This window comes from Priestia endophytica DSM 13796 (assembly GCF_900115845.1).
In the GTDB taxonomy this organism is placed as follows: domain Bacteria; phylum Bacillota; class Bacilli; order Bacillales; family Bacillaceae_H; genus Bacillus_I; species Bacillus_I endophytica.
Map to the genome: position 1 here is coordinate 255,254 of NZ_FOXX01000002.1, position 15,487 is coordinate 270,740.

13 protein-coding genes, 2 pseudogenes and 1 riboswitch are annotated in these 15,487 nt (G+C 36.9%); of the genes and pseudogenes, 13 read left to right on the plus strand and 2 right to left on the minus strand.

Annotated elements, in window-relative coordinates:
• Positions 1-90: 90 nt before the first annotated feature.
• Positions 91-1,920 carry an APC family permease gene (locus BM012_RS05685; protein WP_061803608.1) on the minus strand — a complete coding sequence of 610 codons (1,830 nt, stop codon included), beginning with the start codon at positions 1,918-1,920 and terminating at the stop codon, positions 91-93.
• Positions 1,921-2,036: 116 nt separating this feature from the next.
• A riboswitch (cyclic di-AMP (ydaO/yuaA leader) is annotated at positions 2,037-2,180 on the minus strand.
• 254 nt (positions 2,181-2,434) lie between these two features.
• Here BM012_RS05685 and BM012_RS05690 point away from each other — a divergent pair.
• The 7 genes and pseudogenes from BM012_RS05690 to BM012_RS05725 all read left to right on the plus strand — a co-directional run bounded on the left by BM012_RS05690 (position 2,435) and on the right by BM012_RS05725 (position 8,154).
• Positions 2,435-2,992, plus strand: a complete 558-nt coding sequence (locus BM012_RS05690) for a YdhK family protein (protein WP_061803609.1) — start codon at positions 2,435-2,437, stop codon at positions 2,990-2,992.
• Between the two features lie 106 nt (positions 2,993-3,098).
• A pseudogene (locus BM012_RS26730) lies at positions 3,099-3,985 on the plus strand (histidine kinase N-terminal 7TM domain-containing protein).
• The gene (locus tag BM012_RS05705) at positions 3,982-4,260 is read left to right on the plus strand and encodes a GGDEF domain-containing protein (RefSeq protein WP_061803612.1); all 279 of its coding nucleotides are present in this window, start codon (positions 3,982-3,984) and stop codon (positions 4,258-4,260) included. Before BM012_RS26730 ends, BM012_RS05705 begins: the two are co-directional and overlap by 4 nt.
• Before the next feature lie 41 nt (positions 4,261-4,301).
• Positions 4,302-4,652, plus strand: a pseudogene (locus BM012_RS27210) (GGDEF domain-containing protein); the annotation flags it as partial.
• 254 nt (positions 4,653-4,906) lie between these two features.
• On the plus strand, positions 4,907-6,094 hold the full coding sequence (locus BM012_RS05715; RefSeq protein ID WP_061803613.1) for an MFS transporter: 1,188 nt from the start codon (positions 4,907-4,909) through the stop codon (positions 6,092-6,094).
• 171 nt (positions 6,095-6,265) lie between these two features.
• Positions 6,266-7,651, plus strand: a complete 1,386-nt coding sequence (locus tag BM012_RS05720; RefSeq protein WP_061803614.1) for a PepSY-associated TM helix domain-containing protein — start codon at positions 6,266-6,268, stop codon at positions 7,649-7,651.
• Between the two features lie 35 nt (positions 7,652-7,686).
• A complete protein-coding gene (locus tag BM012_RS05725) occupies positions 7,687-8,154 on the plus strand; it encodes a FixH family protein (protein WP_061803615.1) in 468 nt (155 codons plus the stop codon).
• Between the two features lie 83 nt (positions 8,155-8,237).
• Here BM012_RS05725 and BM012_RS05730 read toward each other — a convergent pair whose 3' ends face one another.
• Positions 8,238-9,134: a LysR family transcriptional regulator gene (locus tag BM012_RS05730; protein WP_061803616.1), complete on the minus strand. Its 897-nt coding sequence runs from the start codon at positions 9,132-9,134 to the stop codon at positions 8,238-8,240.
• Positions 9,135-9,319: 185 nt separating this feature from the next.
• Here BM012_RS05730 and BM012_RS05735 point away from each other — a divergent pair, with 185 nt between their 5' ends.
• Genes BM012_RS05735 through BM012_RS05760 form a run of 6 tightly spaced genes read left to right on the plus strand, consistent with a single transcriptional unit; the run spans position 9,320 to position 15,327 of the window.
• Complete coding sequence (locus BM012_RS05735; protein WP_061803617.1) at positions 9,320-10,252, plus strand: ACP S-malonyltransferase; 933 nt, start codon at positions 9,320-9,322, stop codon at positions 10,250-10,252.
• Positions 10,253-10,267: 15 nt separating this feature from the next.
• Entirely contained in the window at positions 10,268-11,905 is a 1,638-nt protein-coding gene (mdcA, locus tag BM012_RS05740) for a malonate decarboxylase subunit alpha (RefSeq protein ID WP_372439909.1), read from the plus strand.
• A gap of 4 nt (positions 11,906-11,909) precedes the next feature.
• Positions 11,910-12,773 carry a triphosphoribosyl-dephospho-CoA synthase gene (locus BM012_RS05745; RefSeq protein WP_061803619.1) on the plus strand — a complete coding sequence of 288 codons (864 nt, stop codon included), beginning with the start codon at positions 11,910-11,912 and terminating at the stop codon, positions 12,771-12,773.
• On the plus strand, positions 12,748-13,044 hold the full coding sequence (locus BM012_RS05750) for a malonate decarboxylase subunit delta (RefSeq protein WP_061803620.1): 297 nt from the start codon (positions 12,748-12,750) through the stop codon (positions 13,042-13,044). Before BM012_RS05745 ends, BM012_RS05750 begins: the two co-directional genes overlap by 26 nt.
• The gene (gene mdcD, locus BM012_RS05755) at positions 13,037-14,722 is read left to right on the plus strand and encodes a biotin-independent malonate decarboxylase subunit beta (RefSeq protein ID WP_061803621.1); all 1,686 of its coding nucleotides are present in this window, start codon (positions 13,037-13,039) and stop codon (positions 14,720-14,722) included. The genes BM012_RS05750 and mdcD overlap by 8 nt, the downstream gene beginning before the upstream one ends.
• Complete coding sequence (locus BM012_RS05760; protein WP_061803622.1) at positions 14,713-15,327, plus strand: malonate decarboxylase holo-ACP synthase; 615 nt, start codon at positions 14,713-14,715, stop codon at positions 15,325-15,327. The genes mdcD and BM012_RS05760 overlap by 10 nt, the downstream gene beginning before the upstream one ends.
• Positions 15,328-15,487: the final 160 nt, after the last annotated feature.

Consider the following 15,487-nt stretch of genomic DNA (forward strand, 5'->3'; position numbering starts at 1 on the left):
ACTGGAAATTTATGCGGCGAAAGTCATAATATCAGAAGTAAGCAAAAAGGAAAGCGTATTTATGATGAAAAATACGCTTTCCTTTTTTAGTTATTTCTTAAATTTGAATGGAAGAGTTGTTACAATAACGTTTTTTCGATAAAGCAAATGTGCTTTCAATAATAAACTGGACTGATTGTGAAGCATATTGTGCCAGCTTTTGCTTGTAATAAACTGTGGAATGAGGACTGTTACTGCCATATTGCTATCTTTTGATTTTTCTTGCACAATGTCGATGAACCGCAGAAGCGGACGTACAAGGCTTCTATATTGAGAATAAAACGTAACAAGTCGAATGTCTGGATGTACTCTCTTCCATTTTTCTTCAAGTGCTTTTTCACTTTCACGGTCAAAAGCAACGTGAACAGCAATAATGGTATCTCCGATAAGATTTGCATAACTTAATGAACGTTCTACAGCTTTTGTCATTCCTGCTACAGGAATGATCACTACATTTCCTGACAAAGCAAATGTGGTTTGATCGTCATCTGAAATGCGAAGCTGTTCGCCAACTGCTTCATAATGACGTTTAATACGATGAAAAGCCAGAACCATAACTGGTAAGAAAATGAGTACTGCCCACACTTGAGTGAACTTTGTTGTAAAGAAAATAATGAGTACGATAAATGTAATAAGAGCGCCGACTAGGTTAATAATCATTTTTCCTTGCCATCCTTTAGGCTTTTCTTTCAGCCACTTTGCAATCATCCCTGTTTGTGAAAGTGTAAAAGGGATAAATACACCAACAGCATAGAGCGGAATAAGTTTTTCTGTTTGGCCATTGAAAATGACAATAAGCAAAATAGAAGCAGCACCAAGAGTCACAATTCCATTTGAATATCCTAATCGGTCTCCACGAATAGTGAACATTCGTGGGATATATTTGTCTGTTGCAAGATTAACAGCTAGAAGAGGAAAGGCTGAGAATCCTGTATTTGCTGCAAGAATTAGAATCAAGGCTGTCGTTCCCTGAACGAAATAGTATAATCCGTTTCTTCCTAAAACTTCAGCAGCGATTTGGGAGACAACTGTTTCATTTCCTTTTGGAGAAATGCTATACCAATATCCTAAAAAAATAATTCCTGAAAAAAGGATCGCCAAAATGACTCCCATTGTGCTAAGCGTTCTGACTGCGTTTTGAGCAGCAGGATTTTTAAAGTTTGTTACCGCATTTGAGATAGCTTCAACTCCTGTAAGAGCTGAGCATCCTGATGAAAAAGCTCGTAATAGAAGAAATAAGCTAATTCCAGGAACAGCTGTACCCATTGCTGTATGTGTAACAGGGGGGATTTGCCCTGTTGCAACTTTCCAAAGACCAACTGCAATTAAGATTAAAAGAGCAATTACAAAGAGGTACACAGGATAAGCAAGCACAGACGCTGATTCTGTCACACCTCGTAAATTTAAAAGGGTAATAACAATAACGAGTATACAAGCGATAAGTACTTTATAATCGTGAATGGCAGGAAAAGCCGATGTAAGGGCGTCTGTTCCAGCTGCAATACTTACTGAAACGGTTAAAATATAATCAACTAAAAGTGAACCACCTGCAATAAGTCCAGACTTTTCTCCTAAGTTCTTTTTTGATACAACGTAAGCTCCGCCGCCTTCAGGATAAGAATAAATAATTTGACGGTAAGAGAGAATAAGCGCCATTAGTAAAACAAGGACTCCAATAGCAATCGGAATAGAATACCAATATGCGACAACCCCAACTGTTGCAAGGACAATTAAAATTTGTTCAGGACCGTATGCAACAGAAGATAGTGCATCAGACGAGAGAATAGCAAGTGCTTTTAGTTTACTCAACTTTTGCTCTCCAAGCTCATTTGATTTTAAGGGCTTTCCAATTAACCACTTTTTAAGAGCTGAATAGTTCATCATTTTTCCTCCTAAGATTTTGCCATTTCATGAAGGAAGTGTTTACTAGGCTTAAAAAAGAGCGCAAAAAAGAGCCCTAAGGTTTTCCTTAGCGCTCATATTAAGCAGCATAAAGCAAACCTTCTCTATAAACGCTGATGAGGTTAGCTGTCGGATTCGGGCCTTTAGAGTAGCCCTACCTTTTTAAAAGGATTCACCCCTAGTGACAAAGCACAAAAAATTGGGTCCCCCACTCCTTACAGATTAAGCGATATAAGGTGAAATGGAATTTCAATATAATGTTTTCATAGGTAATATACTGCTAAAAATTGAATTTGTAAAGAGAAAAATTTTCAGCTTTTTTTTGAAAGAAAAAGGACATTCGCCTCTCTAAATTTCGTCTCTTATTTTTTAAAATGATGAGTTGGAAATTTTTACAATCGGCTCCATTTTAAAAGAAAATGGGCATATTATAGCTTGTTTTATACCTATGTAGGGTATATTGTGAAAGGGAATATAGAAAGGAGTGGTGACGATGTATAAAAAGCTTGGTTTGATAGGTTTAGCAGCTAGTATAAGTCTTGTCGGGTGTAGTGAGAAAAGTGATTCAAAGGCTAGAGAAGAAACAACAATGCAGGATGAACATCAGCATAAAGAAGAGCACAGCGGAACCGAGAAAGTTCCTGCAGATTTACAAAAGGCAAAACATCCTCATTTTAAAGTTGGAAGTGAAGCTATTATTATATCAGATCATATGGAAGGAATGAAAGGAGCACAAGCAACAGTTGAAGGAGCCTATAACACAGTAGCTTATGTTGTCTCATATAAGCCAACAACAGGAGGAAAGACGGTCAAAAATCATAAATGGGTAATTCAAGAGGAGATAAAAAATGCAGAAAACGAAACGACGGAAAAAGGAGATAAAGTTATTCTTAAAGCGAACCACATGAAAGGAATGAAGGGGGCAGAGGCAACAATTGTGTCAGCTAAGGAAACGACAGTTTATATGGTAAGCTATACGTCAAAAACATCAGGGGAAGAACTGAAAAATCACAAATGGGTAACAGAAGATGAGCTAGAAGAAATAAAATAAGACAATAAATTAAAAACTAGTCAATAAGTATAGATTTGCTATATGATGAAACAAAAAACAGTTCTTTTTAACTATTGAAAGGGAACGGATCGTGGAAGAATTATGGATGTATATTACTATTGTAGCAGCTGCAGGTTTGTTAAGCTTTTTTCTTTGTTGTTACTCTTATTTTAAGATAAAAGATGCACCTGGTGCTACCTCCTATACACTTGTGATACTTTTGTCCACCTTTTTCACTTTTTCTTACGTTTTTGAGCTTAAAAGCACTTCATTGGTTCAAATAAAGTTTTGGGTAGGGATGGAATATTTAGCGTTGCCTTTTATTCCTCCCTTTATTTTACTCATGTGTTTTGAATACATAGGAAAGAAGATTAGCGTATGGCTTCGTTATGTTTTATTCACTATTCCACTTGTGACAATCTTTATGCACAGCACGAATGACCTTCATCATCTTTACTATACGACTGTTTCTTTAAGTGCGGATGCGCCGTTTCCAGTGGCAAACCTAGAACACGGACCCTTTTTTATCTTCATTCATTTTTTATGTTTGCGTGTATTGTAACAGGAGCAATTGTGCTGCTGATAGAAATAAAAAAAGCACAACTTCGTTTTAAAATACAGCTTCTTCTTATGGCTTTTGGCTTGCTTGTTCCCATGGTAGCAAATTATTGTTACTTGAACAGAATTAGCTCCTATGGGATTGATCTTGGACCAATCTCAATGAGTATTTCGTTTCTTTTTCACGGTATAGCTCTTTTTATGTTTCAAATGTTTAATGTTGCGCCAATTGCGAGAGATCGGGTTTTTGAGAGTTTGGAAGAAGGAGTTATTGTGTTAAATCAACAAACTCATATTGTAGATTATAACCAAAAGATGACGTCTATTATACCCGCTCTTAGCAAATGCTCTGTTGGAACGAGTGTCCGGCAAATTGTGAGAGATAACGTAGACCTTTTGTGCATCATGAAAGAAAAGACTGTGACTATAAAGTGATACAAGAAAATAAAGAAGAATATTTTCACGTTCAATTTTCTACTATTCAAAATCAGCAAGGATTTCAAGTTGGATTTATTGTAACGTTCAGTAACATCACGGAACGAGTGGTTCTACAAAAGAAACTTCAACATCTTGCAAGCATTGATGGGTTAACAAGAGTTTTAAATCGTACGTTTTTTATGCAGAAAGCACAAGCGCAGTTTCTAAAATTTCAGCAACATGGTGGGCGAACCTGTATTATCATGTTTGATGTGACCGGTTTAAGAGTGTAAATGACACATTTGGTCATGAAGCAGGTGATGCTGTATTAACGTGTATTTCTAAAATTGCAAAAGATGCTTTAATAAATAGGGGGTTTATAGGAAGATACGGAGGGGAAGAATTTATTATTTATATTCCTGATGTTTCCTTTGTTGAAGCGTATGAATGGGGGGATCAAGTTCGCCAAAAAATAGAGCGAAAAACGGTTATTGTCCAAGGAACAAAAATCAATGTTACATCAAGCTTTGGCGTTTCCTGCTTTGATGACACGTATCATTTCTCATATTCAACCTTGAAAGATATGATTCGAGAAGCAGATGAGGCTTTGTTTGTGGCAAAAAGAAATGGACGAAATCGTGTTCATCTTGCAACGCATTCTAGTTCGTATAGAAAATTAACGTAAAAAGGCGCAAAAGCAGCGTCTTTTTTTATTGTATTTGTGACGTTAAATTTCGAGCTTCTTTATGTAGTATAGTTAGAAATCATCCTCCGGTCATTTATAAACTGTTTTTTCTACAATTCACAAGGGTACGTAAAAATGTGGAGAAGGTTTGTAAAGATTTTTTTATAATGAGCGCATTTCTATAGACTTTTAAGCGAAAATCTTATATCCTAGTCACTTGTATGAAAATATAGATTGAAAGGAGAGAGAAGAATATGAGCAGATTCTCTGCTTCTCGAAATATTATTTTAACTGTATTTATGATTTCAACATTCGCTATTGGAATGACTGAATATGTTGTAACAGGTCTTTTAACTCAATTTGCTGAGGATTTACATGTGAATGTTTCCACAACTGGACTTCTTTTAAGTGTTTATGCAATAAGCGTTGCAATATTCGGTCCTCTCTTGCGAATTGCAACAATCAGATTGCCATCAAAGCCTCTTCTTCTTGGTTTAATGGGCTTGTTTATTATAAGTAATATTATCGCAGCTACGGCACCAAACTTTCAGGTGCTTGTCTTATCGCGTTTGTTGTCTGCTGTGATGCATGCTCCTTTCTTTGGGTTATGTATGAGCATTGCTTTTACGCTTTCAACCCCTGAGAAAGGTACGCGTGCAATTGCTGCTGTACAAGGTGGACTAACAATTGCTATTATGTTGGGCGTTCCATTTGGATCTTATCTTGGCGGGATTTTTGACTGGCGCTATGTGTTCTGGTTTGTAGCTTTGTTAGGCTTTGTTTCGCTTATTGGTCTTATCCTTGTTGTTCCAAATCAAAAGGTTGGTGTTACCCCAAACTTGCGTTCAGAGCTAAAAATATTTAAAAATCGGAATGTATTACTTGTGCTTGCTATTATTGTTTTCGGCTTTTCAGGTGTTTTTACAGCATATACATTTACAGAACCAATGCTTACGCAAATCGCAGGTTTTAATGTAACAAATATTACAATTGGTCTTTTTGTTTTTGGGGTTGGTGCTGTTATTGGCACTTTTGCATCTGGAAAAATTCCCCCACATCTTTTAACAGAAAGACTAATGGTGGTTCTTATTGGGTTAGCAGCCGTTCTTGCTTTATTTACTTTCCTTATTCCATTTAAATTTATAGCCTTTATCATGTGCTTTTTATTTGGTGCTGGAACCTTTGGTACAACACCAATTTTAAATGCTAAGATTATTTTAGCTGGAAAGGAAGCTCCATCACTTTCAGGGACGATTGCCGCTTCTATTTTTAATTTAGCTAATTCAATTGGTGCAACTCTAAGCACAGTCTTTTTAAATGTCGGAGCAAGTTTTACACTTATTACGTTAATTGCCTCAGGAATGATTTTATTTGGTTTGATTTTGACTTTTGTGACCCACAAAGTCGAAGACAAATCTCTTTTTGCTCCTCAAAACAGCTAAACCATTAACGGTTTAGCTGTTTTTTTGTTCAATGTTTTTTCACATCTTTCTTCATTCACCCTCTTGTTTAATAGTTAGTAGTCACCTAATCTTAATAAGGAAACATTGGTCGAAAAATTTAGTTCTTTTATACAATAATACCTATTTTTTTAATAAGAAGGTGAATACAAAATGACATCAGAAGATAAAGCTTCAAACCGAGATAAACGTCCCTCAGTAAAAACTTCATCTTCCTCCCTTTACAAGACAATTTGGAGATGGCACTTTTATGCGGGATTAATTTTTACTCCTTTTCTTCTTATATTAGCAATAACAGGAGGAATTTATTTATTTAAACCTCAGATTGAAAATGTTTTGTATCAAGATTTATATGAAGTAGAAGATGAAGGGGGGAGCATTTCACCTTCAAAACAAATTGAAGCTGTAACATCGAAATACGTAGATGCTCATGTATATAAATATCGCCCAAGTGATTCACCTAATCGTTCATCAGAAGTAGGCGTTCATATAGGAGATGGAACGTATACTATTTTTGTGAATCCACATAATGGAGAAATTATTGGCCAATTAAACGATAAAGACCGCCTTATGGATAATATCGAAAAATTCCATGGAGAGCTTATGGTAGGAACGATAGGAGATCGCATTGTTGAACTTGCTGCATGCTGGGGCATTGTTCTCGTTGTAACAGGTATTTATTTATGGTGGCCACGTAGAAAAACAAAGTTTTGGGGTGTTGTACTGCCGCGTTTTTTGAAAGGGAAAAAAGTTCTTACGAGAGATTTGCATGCAGTACCTGCCTTTTGGATTTCAGCAGGCTTCCTGTTTCTTATTTTTACAGGTCTTCCATGGTCTGGTTTGTGGGGGAATACGTTTCAGCAGATTACAACAAATGCAGGACTTGGATATCCGCCTTCTGTTTGGGTTGGTGACGCACCGAAATCTGATGTGCAAACAAAAGAAATTGTAGATGTGCCTTGGGCAGCTGAGACAATGAAGGTTCCTCTTTCAACATCCAAAGACCTTTTGCCTCTTTCAATTGATGATGTAGTAAAAGTAGCTGATGAGCAAAATGTTACAAAAGGATACAACATCATATTTCCGCAAACAGATGATGGTGTATATACGCTTTCACTATTTCCACCTAAAGCACAGGATGAGGTGACAATGCATATTGATCAATACACAGGAGCAGTACTTGCTGATTATCGATATGATAGCTATAAACCGTTAGGCAAAATGATTGCTTTTGGTATCACAATTCATAAAGGAACACAGTTTGGTCTTATGAACCAGCTTATAGGACTTCTTGTTTGTTTAGGGATTGCAGGCGTTGTATTAAGCGGCTTTTATCTGTGGTTGAAACGTAAGCCAAAAAGCAAGCTCGGGGCTCCAAAAGTAGCTGAAAATCCAAAACAAATGAAAACTTTATCTTTCATCATTATTATAATGGGAATTTTGTTTCCGCTTGTGGGCGTTTCTATTATTGTTGTACTTCTATTTGATTTCTTCGTGGTCAAGAGAGTACCACAATTAAAAAGATTTCTAAACGCTTAGGTAGACAAAAGATAAGAAATTCAGAGGTGTAAATGATGAAAAAAATTTTTTATCTCTTTTCGAGCTTTGTTATTATACTTTTGCTCTCAGCTTGTAGTGTTGATTCTGATGCGGCTAAATTGTATCGACAGTCAGAAAAGATGAAGGCAGTTATTGTGATTCCTAAAACTGTAAATCCGAATGAGGAAGTAGACTTGAAAGTAGAAGTAACAAAGGAAGATAAGAAAGTAGAAAAGTTAGAGAGCATGAACATTGAAATATGGAAGAAAGGAAATGAAGAGAATAAAAAAGTGATAGAAGGAAAAAGAACAGCGAAAGGAACGTATGAAGTAGTAAACACATTTAGTGAAGATGGAATCTACTACGTCAAAGCAGATGTTCGAACAAAGGACCTTCATATTATGCCAACAAAACAGATGATTGTTGGAGAGCTTTCAGAAGAGGAAGCAAAATCATTAGAACCAGAAAAAGAGAAAGAAGATAATCACCATTCACATCATTAACAAATAGACAAAAAAGCTTTTCCTTTTAGAGGAAGAGCTTTTTTTACGATTGATAACTTATTGCCACAATAGAGATATAGTTTCTATGTATCTTTAAAGTCTTTTGAAGATGTAAATTTGGAAAAAAAATCAATTAAGAAAGTTTGGAAGGATAAAGAAACGTTAGAATGCTGCTTTTCCTTTGGAAGCGAAAGGTAAATATTTCGTTCTGAAAAAGCCTCTTCTATTGGTAATAACACGACGCTTGAATTCAATACTTTATGCCATGTAATAGACGGAATAAACGAGACGCCAAGTCCTGCGTTAATAAGATCTCTTACTGTTGACGGATTGTCGCTTTCGTAAGAGATGGTAGGCGAGAAGCCAGCAAGTTCACAAATGGACTGAGCTGTTTTGCGTAAATTTTTATTTTCGTTTAGTAAAATAAAGCGCTCATTTTTTATTTCCTTTAGTGAAACCGTCTCTTTTTGAGCAAGGTGATGACTTTTGGGTACGCCTAACATAATTCGTTCTGTAAACAGACGAGTACTTTCTACATTTTTTAGATTAATAAGAGAAGAAGAGAGACAAATATCAAATGAGTTCGGCACTTCCCTACCATCAATATTTTGGCTAATATGAAATTCCACTTTAGGATGAATTTCGCTAAACTTTTGAAGAAGTTCAGGAAGAATAGGAGAACCAACAAGCATAGAGAAATGTAATGTTCCAAAGACATGTGGCTGTAACCCTTGTAGCGCTTTCTTCCCCTGTTCTAAAGAATAAAGGGCTTTTTCCACATGTTCTAAGTACACTTTTCCAGCTGTACTTAACTTAATGCTTTTTCCTTTGCGCAAAAACAGATCAACACCAAGTTCTTTTTCGAGCGTGCGAATCGTTTTGCTTAAGGAAGGCTGTGAAATATATAAAGATTTTGCTGCTTTTGTCATATGTTCATATTTAGCTACTGTTTGAAAATAGCGAAGCTGTAATAAATCCATGAAAAGGTTTCTCCTTTCTTACTTATAACCACAGGGTTATATCTATTATAAACGAATCCATATTTTACATAAAGAAAAGAGAAGAATACACTAAAAATAAGATATTACATAATAAATAGAATGGATTGCATACAATTTGAGCGTTCTTTTCTTTAGAAAATCACATTAAGGAGGTGAGGGGAACAGTGAACAAAATAGCTTTTCTTTTTCCTGGACAAGGAACACAGTATGAAGGGATGCTTGATGATCTCCCTCAAACAACTCTTACTTCCTCACTTTTGGAGAGAGCTCAAAATCGGTTGGGTCATGATCCTCTTTTGCTTGATGATAAAGAGCATATTAACACATCTGTTGGTACTCAGCTTAGCTTGTTTATAAAAGGCGTTGTTTTAGAAGCTCACCTTGAGGAGGAAAAAATTTATCCACACGTTGTTGCAGGGCATTCAATAGGAAGTTTCGCTGCAGCTGTAGCAGCAAAAGTCCTATCTTTTGAAGATGGACTTCACATTGTGAAAAAACGTGCTGAATTAATGGATAATGTTGGTGGAGAAGACTATGGAATGGGCGTTATTGTTGGGGTGAACAAGGAAAAGTTAGTTCACATTGTAGCATCTGTTCATAGTGAAACAACACCTGTTTATATAGCTAATGAAAATGCAGAAGATCAGTATACTGTTTCAGGAAAGCGGATAGGTATAGAAGTTGTGTTAGAAAAAGCAAGAAAGCAAGGAGCCTCCAAGGCAAAGTTTTTAAACATGACAGTTCCTTCACACTGTCCTCTTATGAACGACGTGGGGAAAACACTTTTTGGGGAACTTGAAAAATGTACAATTTCAGATCCTGCTGTTCCTTTCATCGGAAATAAAAGGGCTCGTCCACTTCAAACAGGCTCAGCTGTCAAGGAAGACTTAGCTTTTAACGTTTCTCATCCTGTTTTATGGCATAACTGTTCCACCATAATGAAGGAACTTGGTGTAAAACTATTTGTTGAAATGGCTCCTGGTCATGTTCTAGTAGATCTTATCAAACGTAAATACCCAGAAGGCCATTTTTTTCCTCTTTCATCCTTTTCATTAGATGATGTCCTGTTTTTAGTAAAGAAATACAAAAGTAAATAACAAGAGGTGAGTATGATGAAGAATCGTTCATGGACGACAAAACGAGATGAGAAAAGAAAAAAGCTAGAGTCTGTACAACATCTTGTAAAAGGTAAAATTATTGACACTAAAAATATGAAAGAAGCCCTTGAGTGTCTTATTTCAAGTGGTGATAGAGTAGTGCTTGAAGGTGATAATCAAAAGCAAGCATCTTTTCTTTCAGAAGCTTTAAATAGTGTGGATCCTAAAAAAATTCATGATCTTCACATGATTATGTCAAGTATTTCAAGGCCTGATCATTTAACTCTTTTTGAAAAAGGAATTGGCAGTAAAATTGATTTTTCCTATGCTGGCCCACAGAGTTTACGCGTTGCGCAAATGATTGAAGATGGCGTGTTGAAAATGGGGGAAATTCACACATACTTAGAACTTTACGGACGTTTGTTTGTTGATTTAATTCCAAAAGTTGCTCTTGTAGCAGCTGAGAAAGCAGATGAAAAAGGGAATTTGTATACAGGAAGCAATACAGAAGAAACGCCAACAATTATTGAAGCAGCTGCTTTTAAAGATGGAATTGTTATTGTTCAAGTAAATGAAATTGTAGAAGAGCTTCCACGCGTTGATATTCCTTCTGATTGGGTAGATTTTGTTGTTCAGTCTCCAGAACCATATCAGCTCGAGGCCTTATTTACACGAGATCCTTCTGGTATAACTGAACTACAGATTTTAATGGGGATGATGGCCATTCGCGGTATTTACGAAAAGCATAATGTACAAAGCTTAAATCATGGGATTGGATTTAATACAGCAGCAATTGAGCTTCTTTTACCAACGTATGGAGAGTCTTTGGGGTTAAAAGGAAAAATTGCGAAACATTGGACGCTCAATCCGCATCCAACACTCATTCCCGCTATTGAGAGCGGCTGGGTTGAAAGCATTCATAGCTTCGGCGGAGAAGTTGGAATGGAGAGGTATACAGCAGCACGTCCTGACGTTTTCTTTACGGGGAAAGATGGAAAAATGCGTTCGAACCGAGCTCTTTGCCAAGTTGCAGGGCAATATGCAGTAGATATGTTTGTTGGTTCTACACTGCAAATGGATTATTACGGAAACTCTTCTACAGTCACTTCAGGACGCTTATCAGGATTCGGAGGTGCACCAAACATGGGGCATAATCCACATGGGCGCAGGCATTCAACTCCAGCTTGGTTAGATATGATTACAACAAACTCAAGTATGGAAAGAGGGAAAAAGCTTGTTGTGCAAATGTTTGAAACATATGGACAAGGAAACTCCCCTGTTTTTGTGGAATCATTAGATGCTATTAAAGTACGTGATGAAGCAGATCTAGCAACAACTCCTGTGATGATCTACGGAGATGATGTTACACATGTTGTAACAGAAGAAGGAGTTGCGTATCTTTATAAAGCTGAAGGACTTGAGGAAAGAAGACAGGCTCTTTCGGCAATTGCTGGAGTAACAAAGCTTGGACGCGAACAAAGTCCAAAAGAAATGAGAAAGCTGCGAGATAAAGGACTTGTCGCATTACCGGAAGATTTAAAAGTGAAACGAACAGAAGCTAAGCGTTCCCTGCTTGCAGCTAAAAATGTACGTGAATTGGTTCAGTGGTCAGACGGGCTTTACGATCCACCTGAAAAATTTAAGAACTGGTGATGATATGGAGAAAATAGCCGTTTTTAATACGAGTGAATATTTAAGTACGTTAGCTGTAAATGCGCTAGTGGATGAAGTTTGTTTAACACCTAAGCCAGGACTAGTTGATGAAGAAAACAACGGCTCTCATCATGATTTGACACTCTCTATGATGAAAGCTTCTGCTCGTTCCCTATATCCTTTTTTTGTGGAAATGGCACAAGCTGCTAAAGATAAACAACCCTCCCAATCGTTGCGAGAGACATTAGGGGAAATAGGAAGAAAAGCAGAAGAAAAAATGTTTGCTGTAACAAATGGAATAAACACTCATAAAGGAGCAATTTGGTCTCTTGGTTTATTGATTGGAAGTGTTTCTTCACAAGGAAACAGCACGTCAGAGGAAATTGCGAAAAGAGCAGGTGAAATTGCTCGTTTTGAGGATACTTTTATGATGAAAAGGTTAACAAATGGAATAAGAGCAAAGAAAAAGTACGGAGTAAATGGAGCTGTAGGAGAAGCTAAAGCTGGTTTCCCTCATATTATAAAGTTTGTTTTACCAATGCTTAGAGAAACAAAAAATATAAATCATAGTCGTTTAAATGCCTTAATGGCTGTGATGGCACATTTAGATGATACGTGCATTCTTCATAGGGGAGGAACTCTTGCTTCAGAAAAAGTAAAAGAAGGAGCACGTGCCGTTCTTCGAAATGGCGGAGTTGGAACAAGAGAAGGGTTTCAAAGTCTTCTAAAATTAAATAGCCTTGTTGAAGCGCTTTTTGTGTCTCCTGGTGGAAGTGCAGATTTACTAGCGGCAGGTCTCTTTTTATATGAATTAGAGAAGAGAGGAATTGGAGGGAATTCGGATGGAAACACTTCGTTACGTTTATGAAGGAAAGCGAAAAATAACCAAACGTGCGCATATTGGGGTTGTTGCATCAGGTGATCTAGAAATACTTGTTGAGCCAACGGAAGAGACAAAAGCAATCGTGACAATTAAAACTGGAAGTGAAGGGTTTAAAGAAGTGTGGGAAGCTGTGCTTGAGCGCTTTTTTATAAAAAATGAGGTAACAGGAATATTCACAATAAACGACTTTGGAGCAACTCCTGGTGTTGTAGGACTGCGTTTAGCTCAGGTATTAGAGGTGAGTGAACATGAGTAAATTTAAAGAAAGCTTCATCGAATTAAACGGACGTGAACGGGCAAAAGCTATTTTAGACAGTGGGACAGGGATAGAACTTTTAGATCCTTTTGAAGGGATGAAGTCTCCGCATCTTGAGCCACAAGGAATCGTTCCTCAAAATGATGATGGAGTTATCGTTATAAAAGGTGAAATTGATGGAAAAAGAGTCGTTGTTATTTCAATAGAAGGATCGTTTCAAGGAGGCGGTATTGGGGAAGTCTCGGGAGCTAAAATTGCTGGTGCACTTGAGCTTGCTTTAAAAGACAACAGGGAAGGAAAGAAAATCGTACCTGTCGTTGTATTTGATACAGGAGGTGTTCGGCTGCAGGAAGCAAACTATGGACTTCTGTCAATTGCAGAAATTCAAGGAGCCATTGTTGCTTTAAATGAATATGTTCCAACAATTGGAATCATCCCAGGAAAAGTCGGGGGATTCGGCGGGATGTCTATTACAGCAGCTCTTTTTTCTCACGTTATGATGACACCGAGTGGACGCTATGGTTTGAATGGACCTGAAGTTATTGAACAAGAAGCAGGGGTAAGAGAACTTGATTCAAGCGATAAAAAAATGATTTGGGAAATGATCGGCGGAACACAAAGAGTCAAAACAGGTCTTGTAGATGCACTTGTTGAAGACGATATTGATGAAATTCTTTCAATCATCAAAAAAGCGATGAAAGAACATCCTGTTAAAAATCGGACAGAGGAAATTAACTTCTATTTAACATTAATTAATAAAGCATTTTCACAAGATACCTTTACCCCGAAAGATTATGAGAAACTATATCATCATTTAAAGGAACAAGAGGTAGAGGAACTTCCTAAAGAGAGAGTGAAAGGGAGTAATCAAAAAGAAGATCAAAGTCGAGGAAGAAAGTGGTTTGAAGCACTAACAAGTGTTCAAAGTCCTTCTGGATGGGCTTCTACCGTTCTTTCACATAGTGATGAAAATGAAAACTATATAGCGGTAGTTCCTGATTCTTGTAGCCGATTCAAGCGAGCTCGTCACGGTGAAGTAGGTTTATATGAAGGATGGAAAATTGCGCAAACGGTGCAAGAGTTTATTAAAAGAGATGAGAAGAATGAGAAAAAGCGAGCCATTATCGCTGTTATTGATGTTCCATCACAAGCTTATGGTTATAAAGAAGAAGTGCTTGGTATTAATGTAGCTCTTGCTGCTTCTGTAAATATGTTAGCAAAAGCACGACTTTACGGTCATCCAGTGATTGGATTTATTCCAGGAAACGCTATTTCAGGTGCTTTTTTAGCGCTAGGTCTTCAAGCTAATGCGTTACTTTCATTAGATGATGATAAAATTAATGTACAAGCGATGTCGAAAAAGTCAGCAGCACGTATTACGAAAAGAACGATTAGAGAGCTTGAAGAAGCAACAAAGAAGGTTCCCGCTATGGCTTATGATATTCATTCTTACAAAACGCTTGGTGCTCTTTCACAGCTTATAACAAATATCAATGGAGAGGATCCTTCAGAAGAAGATATTCATATTGTTAAAGACGCGCTTATAACTAGTATTCACGATGTTCAAAACCGAAATGATCGTTCCCTTTCCATTCGCTTGGAAACAAAGGAAGCTCTTTTAGGCGGACGAAAAGCCTCTATTGAGGTAAGAGAAAGAATGAAAAAACAGTGGAATTAAAACCTCATGATTTAATTAAACTTTCTTCATTAAGGAATGGATTTTTAACAGAAGAGCACGAGTTACCACAGTGGGCACAGAATTCTCTTCAAGCTTCTCCTTATGTTGTTGTACGAAGAGCGCCTTTTAGGGGAGAATATATCCCTGTTGGTGTCCGGGAAAAAAAACGAAGTGAACGATTTGGCTTTTATATAAGTAAGCGTGATATTAGTGAGGTAATTTCACCCATTCAGTTACAAGAGAGTTTTCCATCAAAGGAAAGACGACATTTAAAAGCCTTTCAGACGCTAAAGCGAGTGAGGGAGATTTTACAAACTGAAGAACGATGGGGACTTGGAGGAAGCGTTGGTTTTGAGTTAGCTACAGGAGTAGAAACTGTAAAAGAGACAAGTGATGTTGACGTTATTTTATATAAAGAAGATGCGATAGATACAAAAAAAGCGAGAAAGTTGTTAGCTGATTTGGGTGATCTACAAAGCCGAGTTGATATTTCTGTAGAAACAAAGTTTGGAAGTTTCTCGCTGATGGAATATTGCAGTAAAGAAAGTTTCTTGTTAAAAACGATAGAAGGTCCAAAATTGATTCAAAAGCCTTTCTCTCCTTAGAAGGGCTTTTGAACTTAAAGAGAATTTAAGGAAATATGTTGCAAATGTGTAGAATTCAGACTACAATAAAATAAAATGTTAACGATAACATTTTAAGAGATAGATATTGATAAAATGTTAATCTAATAATTTGTTGATGAAATAAATATTGTTTATCACA